At 59.2% G+C, this 375-nt stretch carries 1 pseudogene; it reads left to right on the forward strand.

From position 1 onward, the window contains the following. Nucleotides 1-375 (forward strand): annotated as a pseudogene (locus ACF8PK_RS00005) (cadherin repeat domain-containing protein); the annotation flags it as partial.

A 375-nucleotide genomic window follows, 5' to 3' on the forward strand; every position in this document is an offset into this window, starting at 1 on the left:
AAACCACACAAGACACCATCGACGAAGCGAATGAAACGTTCACGTTGACGGTAGGCAATGGCACTGATGTTGCGACAGGCACAGCGACCATCATCGACGACGATGCGGCACCGACGATCACGAGCGTGAGCGATGCGGTGGTCTCGGCGAACGATGCGACCGTGGATGAAGGTCAAGACGCGGTGTTCACCGTGACGTTGAGCAATGCGAGCAGCAGTGCGACCACTTACGAGTTCGACTTGGGTGGCGCGACCGATACAGCGGGCAGCGATGACTACAGCAGCAGTGTGACGTTCAGCAATGGCGTGACGTACGACAGCGAAACGGGTCTGATCACGGTGCCAGCGGGCGTGACGTCGTTCACGGCGACAGTCC

Source organism: Vibrio sp. CJQ_6 (assembly GCF_043106745.1).
Lineage (GTDB): Bacteria > Pseudomonadota > Gammaproteobacteria > Enterobacterales > Vibrionaceae > Vibrio > Vibrio furnissii.